Raw genomic sequence first — 9,743 nt, forward strand, 5'->3', positions numbered from 1 at the left:
TTCTTAACTTTTTTACTAAACACTTTTTTTCCAGAGCTGTGTAAATGAGATGAAATCTGCCACGCTGAGTTCTTCTGCTCTTTTATCCATAAATTCATGGGTTTTTAAGGCTTCCGGAATATTTAAAATTTTTAAGGCATTCGACAGCTTTTTTCTTCTCTGGTTAAAACCTGCCTTTACGATTTGTTTAAACAATACTTCATTTCCTGCCAAACCTTCTTTAGGATTTCTGGTGATTCTGATAACGCCGGATTTTACTTTTGGCGGCGGATTGAAGACATTTTCATGAACGGTAAATAAATACGAAGTATCATAATAAGCCTGAATCAGGACAGAGAGAATTCCGTAATCTTTCGTTCTTGGAACGGCGGCTGTTCTTTCCGCTACTTCTTTCTGAAACATTCCCACCATTTCCGGAATCAGCTCATAATGATCGATAATCTGGAACAAGATCTGGGAAGAAATGTTGTAAGGAAAATTTCCGATGATGGCAATCTGCTCTCCGTTGGTAAACTGAAAATCCTGTTTCAGAAAATCTCCTACAAAAGTTTCTTCGGTTACTTTAGAATAGTTTTCCTTTAAATATTCTATGGATTCTTTATCGATTTCTGCAAGGTAAATCTGCTGCTCTTTTTCCAGCAGATATTTGGTAAGAACTCCCATTCCGGGACCCACTTCCATTACCTTATTGTAGCCCTCAAAACTCAGACCTTCCACGATTTTTCTTGCGATGTTTTCATCCGTCAGAAAGTGCTGACCAAGATGCTTTTTTGCTTTTACACTCAATGTTTTTTATGATTTTATTAACAGTGATTTTCTCTTTTTCGTTCCCAAATTTCGGAAGATTTTTTCTATTTTAGCCAAAAATTTTAATATTAATGGCTAAATCTGTAGATGAATTTAATAAGAAAAGGCTTAGGTCTAGCAATATTACAGTAGTAATAAGTATTGCCTTAGTGTTATTTTTGTTGGGATTAATGGGGCTTATTTTAATTAATGCCCAGAAATATTCCGACTATATCAAGGAGCAACTTGTGGTAAATGCTTACTTTGATGAAAACTATGAGGCAAAAGATTCTGTAAAGATTGCGAAAATGGAAGCTGAGGTTTTCAAAGAAATTCAGACACTGGCTCCGGTAAAGAAAGCAACGTATATTACCAGAGAAATGGCTTCCAAAGAAGCAAAAAAAGCAATGGGAATTGATACGGATGCGCTTTTTGAAGAAAATATTTTTCCTTCCTCTGTAGAAATTGCCCTAAAACCGGAATATGTAGATCCGGCAAAGATCGATGAAGCCATTAAAGCTATTAAAGCCGTTCCGGGAATTATCGACGTAAAGAACGACAGTACTTTAATGGTAGATGTGTACAACAACCTGAGCAGAATTCTGAAATGGATCTTAGGATTTTCCATCCTGTTTTTAATTCTGGCGGTTGTATTAATTAACAATTCCATCCGTCTGAAAATATTCTCCAAGAGATTTATTATTAAAACCATGCAGCTTGTAGGAGCGAAGAGAAGATTCATACTGAAACCTTTCATCATCGAAGCGGTAGTTTTAGGGGCAATTGGTTCTGCAATCGGACTTCTGGTTCTTTTCGGAGCATGGTATTACTTTACAAGCCAGATCGGATCTGCCTTTGTACAGGACAACAACCAATACTTCTGGCTGGTTCTGCTGGTATTCGGAGTAGGAATTTTTATTACGGTTTTAAGTACGATTGTAGCTACCTGGAGATTCTTAAGATCAAACGTTGACGACTTATATTACTCTTAAAAATGAGCAAAAAAACAAATAAATTTTCCGCAGAAAACTTCGGGAAAGAAACAACCGAAGTTCCAAAGGAGAACACTTTTTACTTCGGAAAAGAAAACTTTAAATGGATGTTGATCGGCTTGGCATTCATCGTGGTAGGATTTCTTCTGATGATGGGAGCCGATGCCAATACCGTAGACGGAAAATATGATCCGAACTCATGGAATGAAGGTATTTTTTCTATCCGAAGAATCAGGATTGCACCATTATTTGTGGTGATTGGTTTCGGAATCGAAGTATACGCGATTTTAAAAAGAAAGTAGAAATAAATTTTATTTGAAGATTAAGAAATTCGGAAATTTAGATCAGTCTAAATCTCTTGGTTTCTTAATCTTTTAATTTTGGATAAATTATGGATTTAATCAAAGCAATTATTATTGCGATCATTGAAGGCTTAACAGAGTATCTGCCCATTTCGTCAACTGCACATATGGGTTTCACGGCAAATTTGCTGGGACTTGAAGAAACCGAATTTTTAAAAATGTTTCAGGTTTCCATACAGTTTGGGGCAATTCTTTCTGTGGTTGTGGCATACTGGAAAAAGTTTTTTGATCTGAAAAATTTGCAGTTTTATTTTAAACTGGCTTTTGCAGTGGTTCCGGCTTTGGTTTTAGGGTATTTATTTGATGATAAAATTGAAGCGGTTTTAGGAAATCAGATCGCTATTTCCTCCGTTCTGGTTCTTGGTGGAGTAGTCTTGCTGTTTGCCGATACGTGGTTTAAAAATCCAAAAATTGATGATGAAAAAGGCATTACCATAAAAAAAGCAGTAACCATTGGTTTTTGGCAATGTCTTGCAATGATGCCGGGAACGAGCAGAAGTGCAGCTTCCATCATCGGAGGAATGACACAGGGATTGACAAGAAAAGCAGCGGCAGAATTTTCATTCTTTTTGGCGGTTCCTACCATGTTGGCGGTAACGGTGTATTCCGTTTTCGTGAAAACATGGGGGAAAGAAACGCCTAATCCGCAGAAAGGCTATGAAATGATTATGGAATCTCAGGATCACATCATGATTTTTATCGTAGGAAATGTGGTGGCATTTATCGTTGCGTTAATTGCTATTAAAGCATTTATCGGAGTTTTAAATAAATATGGTTTCAGACCTTGGGGTTGGTATCGTATTTTCGTAGGAATTGCCTTGCTGATATATTTTTATTTCTTTAAATAATTTAAACTAAAAAATATAAACAGTAATACTAAAAAATTACTCATTACCAATTACTCATTACTCATATCCATGACTGCCGAAGATTTACAATCAGGACACATATTTTTATTAGACAAACCATTGGACTGGACTTCTTTTCAGGCGGTCAATAAAATGAAATACAAACTCAAAAGAGAGTTTGATTTACCCAAGAAATTCAAAATTGGTCACGCAGGAACTTTAGATCCGAGAGCAACGGGACTGCTCATTGTCTGCTGTGGTAAATTCACCAAAAAGATTCCTGAAATTCAGGATGCTCCAAAAGAATACTGGACCGAAATAAAAATCGGCGTACAGACAGAATCATACGATACTGAAAAACCCGAAATTCTGCATCAGGATATTTCGCAGATTACAGAAGAGCAGATTAAAACCGCTTTAGAAAAATTTGTTGGAGAAATCGATCAGACTCCGCCTGTTTTTTCGGCAATAAAAATTGAGGGAAAAAGAGCGTATGATCTTGCCAGAGCAGGAGAGGAGGTGGAAATGAAATCCCGTAAAACCACGATTTTTTATATTGATGATGTAAAGATTGATTTTCCGCTCGTAAGTTTTACGGTGGGTTGCTCGAAAGGGACTTACATTCGCAGTTTAGCTCACGATATCGGACAGGAATTAAGTGTCGGAGCTTATTTAACACAATTGAGACGGACAAAGATCGGAGAATACAAAATTGAAGATGCCACGTCCGACTTTTTGGAAAATGATTTTAGATTTAACGAATCATGAAGAAAATCTCATTCTTAGTACTTACGCTGTTTTCTTTTTACAAAGCTTTTTCTCAGGAAGCAAAACCAATTAAATCTACAATGGGATTTTATGTTAATCCTGCCCTTAATTTAGGATATAATTTAGGAAATAGTATTAAAGATAGTCAGAATAAAGATTCCCAATACTATCAGCAAAATATTTCTCCCTATTTACCAAATAAAATTACGTACGGAATTACGGCTGTCGCAGGATATCATTTTATTCCTAATCTGGCTTTAGGATCTGGTTTGAAATACAGTTTTATTGATGATAATTTTCATTTAATCTATTGGGTGATTCAGCCAAAAGTAATTTTCAATGTTGATGATGAGTCGGTATTTATTGATCTCAATTATGGAAAACAGATTAATCATTCCGCTGTTTCGGATTCAAAATTTTATGGTTTAAAGATTGGATTACAGGTTTCTTATTCCAAAAGGTTAAGTCAGGAAGGAGGGATTATTTTAGAAAGTCATAAATTTGCAAACTCAAGTGCAGTTTTTGTTGGATTGAGTTATGGAATTACGATTTTCAGCAATAAAAATTATACAGGTTACGGAGAAGATTAATGGAAAAAACAAGAATCAATAAATATTTATCTGAAGTAGGATACTGTTCGAGAAGAGCAGCAGACAAACTTTTGGAGGAAGGAAGAATCACCATTAACGGTAAAGTTCCGGAAATGGGAACGAAAGTTTCCGACGAAGATGTAATTGAAGTAGACGGAAAACCAATCCGCGAGCCGGAAGAAAACCATGTTTATATTGCCTTTAATAAACCTGTAGGAATCGTTTGTACCACTGATACAAAACGTGAGAAAAATAATATCATCGATTATATTAATCATCCCAAAAGAATTTTTCCGATCGGAAGACTGGATAAACCGAGCGAAGGATTGATTCTTTTAACCAGCGATGGTGATATTGTAAATAAAATTCTAAGATCCCGAAACAACCACGGAAAAGAATATATTGTAAGAGTCGATAAGCCGATTACTCCCAAATTTCTGGATAAAATGCGAAACGGAGTTCCGATTTTGGATACCGTTACTAAAAAATGTGAGGTCGAAAAAATTGATGAAATGAATTTCCGCATCGTTCTTACGCAGGGACTGAACCGACAGATCCGAAGAATGTGCGAATATTTAGGCTACGAAGTAAAGAAACTGAAACGGATCAGGGTTTTGAATATCAAGCTCGATCTTCCCATCGGAAAGTGGAGAGATCTTACAGATGAGGAACTTTCTGCTTTACAAAAAATGGTTGAAGGTTCCAGTAAAACGTACGATTAAAAATAATAGAGATGCCGGATTGGACATCTCTTTTTTGTTGATACCTTAGACTTTTATCATATTCATATACAGCATTTTTGTTAATCTGACGAGAGAATAATCTCAAAAAGTTTTATTTTATCTCGCGCAGATTTTACAGATTGCGCAGATTTTTTTTCAATTTAAAATTGTTTTTACTTTCTCAAAAGTATTTACAGCATTTTTGTCATCCTGAAAGGATCTAAGCAAAGTCTTATAGAATAACTTGAAAGAGCAGCGAAGAGTAAAACGTTTGCAACCCTTCGACAAGCTCTGGGTGACATTACGAATACTTTCTATAATACTTAAAACAATGAAGAATTGTTGAAAAAATATTTTGACAAAAAAATTAATGTTGCATTGTTATTCTGACACAGCCTGAAGGGATGCGAACGAAGTTCAAAGAATCTCAAAAAATTTTATTTTATCTCCCGCAGAATGAGCGGATTGGGCAGATTTAATTAATAAATTTAAGTTAATTCAAAAGGGTAATGTATTCTACTTCAAATACCATTTCATCCTCAATTCGTATTCTGGTTTCAGCTTCAGCATCTTCCAGATTTTCTTTTCATCTTTTTCGGAGATTCGGTAAAAAATAATTTTCTCTGCAGAATATTTAAAATAAGGATGATTTTTTAGCCATTCTTCCGGAGCTTCATGCAACGTATATTTCTGAACATTCGAAGTTGTAAGGGGTGCGGTTGAAAGTAATTTTTTCGTCAGTTCCGGATCAATATTGTACGTAGAAAGAATCTGTTCTTTATTCACAAATCCACCCAGTTTATTTCGAAAACCGATCATCGAACCGGCTGCTTTTCCGTCAAATCCAAATTCCATAAGCTGTTTGTAGGTTATTGCGTTTAAATCTACCTTGGTAAAATCCGTTTTTTCCTGCTGCTTAGTTTCAGATTTGTCATTTTTACTCACCGCAATTGTTTCTGTATTGAATTTAATGAACGGCTTCATTTCTTCAAATTTCTCAGAAGAAATCACAAAACACTTCTGAATGTCTTCCAGACTTTTAAAGCTACCTTTTAAATTCCGCTTACGGTAATTGATGATGATTTGTGCCTGTTTATCAGAAAAGCCAAAAGACTTCCATCCTTCAAAATCCAATGCATTCGGATCGAAAGAATGATATTGAATTTTCTTTTTATCGGCATTGAAATTTTTAGCGGTTCTGTAATTCTCCAGTGTTTTTTCCGGCAGAATAAGATAGGGATCAATTTTCTGAAAATTCTCTTCACTGATGATAAAGCACTCCCTGAATTTTTCTTTACTCAAAAAGCTTCCGCCCAGATAACTTTTGTATTTTAAAATAGCTTTTGCCTGTTTTTCACTAAAGCCCATTTTCGTCCAGTCGTCTGCCGAATAAAGATCGGGGTTAAATTTTCCTCTAACCGTTATCGATTTTTTTTCAAAACTTTTGAATGCTTCAGACCGGGCATTTTTATTTGTTTCCGGAAGTAAAATATAGTGGTTCAGCTCAGAAAATTTTTTCTCAGAAATAGCAAGGCATTTTTTGAGTTGTTCTTTAGAAATGAATTTTCCTCCGACTACTTTCTTATAATTAAGAATCGTCGCTGTTTGTTTTTGCGTAAATCCTAAATTCTGCCATTGCTTTTCATCCAGTTCATTGGGATCAAACTCAGTAAAGCTGAGAGAAACGGAAGGTTGTGTAATAAACTGAACATCGGGAAATTCTTCCTTTTCCTTACTTGTATATTTCTGGAAGGCAAATAAAATGATCAGCAATATTCCCATCAATGCCAATCTCTGGTAATAGTTTTTTTTCATCGCTGTAAACTTAATCATTCTGTTAAGTATTCGCAATGAGGGGGGTGCAATTGGATTATTTTAGGATATAAATTTCAGGAATAGATTTAATAAATGAATGCAAACTAATATTGTTTAGGAAAATTTTAATAAAATAACTGTCCCACAAACAGCAATAATCTTCATATTATAGAAGTTTAGTAGTTTGTAAGACAGTCTTGAAACACTTAAAATTAATTGCCAAATGGCAAACTGAACTTAACACCTACAATATTTTCTGAAGCTTTTTCATATCCTATATACTGTCTGTACTGATAAAAAGGGATGATATTGATAGAAGGAGTTCCTGTTTTATCTTTAAATGGCAGTACAATACCGGCTGAGAAATTATCAATATTACTTACATCATTGGTTGTATTGGGTTTGATGAATTTTACATAGTCATATTTTAATTCCAGTCCGATATTAAATTTTTTGTAGATAATAATTCCCTGTAAACCGTAATCGAATAAAAATAGATTGTAAAATTTATTATTGTCAAGCTCATAAACATTTTTTGTGCTTTCCGCGATATAGGTTTCGTTTGTAAGGGATCTTATCTTATTCCATTGTGAAGTCTGATTGATTTCTGAAAGATTATGTTTTCTTGTTCCCTTCAGGTATAAATTTCCATATAATACAACATTTTTTGTTTCCCGATACGCGTTGAAAGAGGTCTGTACGGAGAATAGATTAATTGTCTCTTTATAAGGATTTTTTAAACTGGCAGTATCCCCTTTAATCGTATAATAAAAATTGTCTTGTGCGATAGGATTTACATTAAATTTTACCCAGAACAGTGTTTTACCAGTCCATAATTTTTCTGCCAATAATGTTTCGTATTTCTGTACATATTTTGCCAATGAGTCTTTCTCATTATAATACACTCTAGTATTAAGGGTTATATCGTCAAGTTTAAGTTTCGTTTTTGCTGAATCTTTATTAGTAATTTCATCTTCCACTTTCTCATAAATACCTCTATACATCGCTTTATAATCATTCTCTGAAGGTTTTGTTTTGAAATTTTTAATAGGAGATAGAAGCCATGTAGCATTTAATCCCACTACTATGGTGTTTCTGTTTTTCCAGTCGAAATATTCCCCTTCATTAGACAATGTGCCCGTAATATCTGCTGAAAAAAATAGGTTACCCAACCTCTGCATAAATGGAGAAAAAGCAAAACTTTTATCTTTTGAATTAACATCCAGTGCAGCATATCTTCCTGGTGCGTTTTTATTTTTATCACCGGTCTGTATATTTGCAAAATCTTTGAAGGCAAGTTCTCTGAAGGTTTCATCTGAAACAAGTTTATTATTTTCTTTTATAACCTTATTAGATCTTTCTTCTACCCATTTTTCTTTTGGAGATTTTTCTTTTGTTTCCTGCCCGAATACTTTAATGCCCAATAATACCAGCAACAATGCCGGTACATAAAATTTTGTTTTCATGGTATATATTTTTAAAAGTTTTGTATAAAATTACGGGGCAATTATAATTTTTACAATAGCACTTTTGTGGTATAATTAATATTTTTTTTGAGGATAGAAACACAAAAAAGCTGCCCGATCGGGCAGCTTCTATTATAATTAAACTTTATTAAAAAATTCTCAGTTGTTGTATCTTTTCTGTTTACCAGCAAAGTATTATACTGGTCTGTAAGCGCATTCAGCTGATTGATCACTGTCACATAAGGAGACGGAGGTGTTTCTACCAAAAGATGAAGCGCATCGATACTGTCTCTTAAAGCGTAGTATGCCGCATTGGTTTCTTCTCTTTTTGTCTTAATGGTTGCGGGACTTGCGTCACCATATTCCTGTGTACGGTAAAGATAAATGGTATTGAAGAGGTCGTTAGCGGTTTTCATTTCATCTACCCATGCCGAAAGGGAAAAGAAGGCGACAGCAGAAAATAATAAATTTCGTTCATGGTATTATCTCTTAGTTCATCCAGAAGCAGAAGTTCCTGAGTTTTGTCACTCGCCAGAGCTTTTTTATAAAGCGCTTCCAGTTCTGATATTTTTGTGTTGAAAGCAGAAAGTTTGGTTTCTATCCCTAAAGATTCAGGGTTGTTCAGGTTAATGATTCCTGTAAAGTCTTTTACATATTGCAGATATTCTGCATTACGAAGTAATCTTAATTCTATTGCATTCATATTTTTAAAAATGTTTCTTGTGTTTTTTCCGGGAAAGTTTCTTACTGGGGTGCAGGAAGGTTTCCCGCCTTCGGGAAAGTTTGTCGCAGGGGTGCAACAGACTTTCCCGGTTACCGGAAGAGCTGTTGCAGGGGTGCAGGAAGCTTTCCGGAAGGCGTATTTGTTATTTCTAATGGTTGGCTTCATTTTTCCAGAATTCAATCTGGTCTTTCAGCTCCTAATTTCTTTCCTGAAGCTCTTTGATGCGCTCTTAATATTGCTCGATGAGTTTTTCTGAAGCATTATAGTTGTTTGTTTAATTTTGAATCATACTATTACTAGAATTTTCATTAACATTATTTTCCTTATTTATTTGTGTATATCTATAATAAAGGTAATATTATACTAAAATAATAAATAATAATATTGCAGCAGAACCAGTTTACTATAAAACTTGTCTAAACTTTTTTACCGCAAAAGATGCAAAAAATTTTAACACTTTAGTTATTTAAGTTTAATACTTAAATGTAAAAAAATAGCACATAAGTTAAAAAAAATCAAAGATTTTTCTCTTTGCAGACTTTTGAAATACTTTAAATAAATCCAACAAAGTCTTTTGTCTCTTTTGCGGCTAAATTTAAAATTAGTTTAAACAAACTTATAATTATAACTATGATGGAAGAGATAATTTATAAGAATATTATTGTTGTAG

Annotated in this window: 11 protein-coding genes; 6 read left to right on the top strand and 5 right to left on the bottom strand. The window is 34.3% G+C overall.

Features of this window, described 5'->3' with window-relative positions:
- Positions 1 to 15: 15 nt before the first annotated feature.
- Positions 16 to 786 (bottom strand): 16S rRNA (adenine(1518)-N(6)/adenine(1519)-N(6))-dimethyltransferase RsmA, encoded by a 771-nt coding sequence (rsmA, locus tag DD829_RS10545; protein ID WP_108409858.1) that lies wholly within the window; start codon positions 784 to 786, stop codon positions 16 to 18.
- Positions 787 to 878: 92 nt separating this feature from the next.
- Here rsmA and DD829_RS10550 point away from each other — a divergent pair, with 92 nt between their 5' ends.
- The 6 genes from DD829_RS10550 (at position 879) to rluF (ending at position 5,068) form a co-directional block, all read left to right on the top strand.
- Positions 879 to 1,778 carry a cell division protein FtsX gene (locus DD829_RS10550; protein ID WP_076392540.1) on the top strand — a complete coding sequence of 300 codons (900 nt, stop codon included), beginning with the start codon at positions 879 to 881 and terminating at the stop codon, positions 1,776 to 1,778.
- A gap of 2 nt (positions 1,779 to 1,780) precedes the next feature.
- Positions 1,781 to 2,080 carry a DUF3098 domain-containing protein gene (locus DD829_RS10555; protein ID WP_108409857.1) on the top strand — a complete coding sequence of 100 codons (300 nt, stop codon included), beginning with the start codon at positions 1,781 to 1,783 and terminating at the stop codon, positions 2,078 to 2,080.
- An 89-nt stretch (positions 2,081 to 2,169) separates the two neighbouring features.
- A complete protein-coding gene (locus DD829_RS10560; protein ID WP_076392544.1) occupies positions 2,170 to 2,988 on the top strand; it encodes an undecaprenyl-diphosphate phosphatase in 819 nt (272 codons plus the stop codon).
- Positions 2,989 to 3,057: 69 nt separating this feature from the next.
- Positions 3,058 to 3,756, top strand: coding sequence for a tRNA pseudouridine(55) synthase TruB (gene truB, locus DD829_RS10565; protein WP_108409856.1), 699 nt, complete (start codon positions 3,058 to 3,060; stop codon positions 3,754 to 3,756).
- A complete protein-coding gene (locus DD829_RS10570; protein WP_108409855.1) occupies positions 3,753 to 4,346 on the top strand; it encodes a hypothetical protein in 594 nt (197 codons plus the stop codon). The genes truB and DD829_RS10570 overlap by 4 nt, the downstream gene beginning before the upstream one ends.
- On the top strand, positions 4,346 to 5,068 hold the full coding sequence (rluF, locus tag DD829_RS10575) for a 23S rRNA pseudouridine(2604) synthase RluF (protein WP_108409854.1): 723 nt from the start codon (positions 4,346 to 4,348) through the stop codon (positions 5,066 to 5,068). Before DD829_RS10570 ends, rluF begins: the two co-directional genes overlap by 1 nt.
- Positions 5,069 to 5,584: 516 nt before the next feature.
- Here the strand turns inward: rluF and DD829_RS10580 are convergent.
- The 4 genes from DD829_RS10580 to DD829_RS23360 all read right to left on the bottom strand — a co-directional run bounded on the left by DD829_RS10580 (position 5,585) and on the right by DD829_RS23360 (position 9,238).
- Positions 5,585 to 6,901 (bottom strand): helix-hairpin-helix domain-containing protein, encoded by a 1,317-nt coding sequence (locus DD829_RS10580; protein ID WP_228408166.1) that lies wholly within the window; start codon positions 6,899 to 6,901, stop codon positions 5,585 to 5,587.
- A 194-nt stretch (positions 6,902 to 7,095) separates the two neighbouring features.
- A complete protein-coding gene (locus DD829_RS10585) occupies positions 7,096 to 8,349 on the bottom strand; it encodes a hypothetical protein (RefSeq protein WP_116547718.1) in 1,254 nt (417 codons plus the stop codon).
- Positions 8,350 to 8,399: 50 nt separating this feature from the next.
- A complete protein-coding gene (locus DD829_RS10590) occupies positions 8,400 to 8,765 on the bottom strand; it encodes a DUF6261 family protein (RefSeq protein ID WP_108409286.1) in 366 nt (121 codons plus the stop codon).
- 5 nt (positions 8,766 to 8,770) lie between these two features.
- Entirely contained in the window at positions 8,771 to 9,238 is a 468-nt protein-coding gene (locus tag DD829_RS23360; protein WP_123906846.1) for a hypothetical protein, read from the bottom strand.
- Between the last annotated feature and the right edge of the window lie 505 nt (positions 9,239 to 9,743).

It is taken from the genome of Chryseobacterium sp. HMWF035 (assembly GCF_003094695.1).
In the GTDB taxonomy this organism is placed as follows: domain Bacteria; phylum Bacteroidota; class Bacteroidia; order Flavobacteriales; family Weeksellaceae; genus Chryseobacterium; species Chryseobacterium gambrini.

Excerpts from the sequence above, each read along its gene's own strand:
- DD829_RS10555 (WP_108409857.1), top strand. The coding sequence starts at position 1,781 with ATGAGCAAAAAAACAAATAAATTTTCCGCAGAAAACTTCGGGAAAGAA.
- rluF (WP_108409854.1), top strand. The coding sequence starts at position 4,346 with ATGGAAAAAACAAGAATCAATAAATATTTATCTGAAGTAGGATACTGT.
- DD829_RS10570 (WP_108409855.1), top strand. The coding sequence starts at position 3,753 with ATGAAGAAAATCTCATTCTTAGTACTTACGCTGTTTTCTTTTTACAAA.
- DD829_RS10560 (WP_076392544.1), top strand. The coding sequence starts at position 2,170 with ATGGATTTAATCAAAGCAATTATTATTGCGATCATTGAAGGCTTAACA.
- DD829_RS23360 (WP_123906846.1), bottom strand. The coding sequence starts at position 9,238 with ATGAAGCCAACCATTAGAAATAACAAATACGCCTTCCGGAAAGCTTCC.
- DD829_RS10580 (WP_228408166.1), bottom strand. The coding sequence starts at position 6,901 with ATGATTAAGTTTACAGCGATGAAAAAAAACTATTACCAGAGATTGGCA.
- truB (WP_108409856.1), top strand. The coding sequence starts at position 3,058 with ATGACTGCCGAAGATTTACAATCAGGACACATATTTTTATTAGACAAA.
- DD829_RS10590 (WP_108409286.1), bottom strand. The coding sequence starts at position 8,765 with ATGAAAACCGCTAACGACCTCTTCAATACCATTTATCTTTACCGTACA.
- DD829_RS10550 (WP_076392540.1), top strand. The coding sequence starts at position 879 with ATGGCTAAATCTGTAGATGAATTTAATAAGAAAAGGCTTAGGTCTAGC.
- DD829_RS10585 (WP_116547718.1), bottom strand. The coding sequence starts at position 8,349 with ATGAAAACAAAATTTTATGTACCGGCATTGTTGCTGGTATTATTGGGC.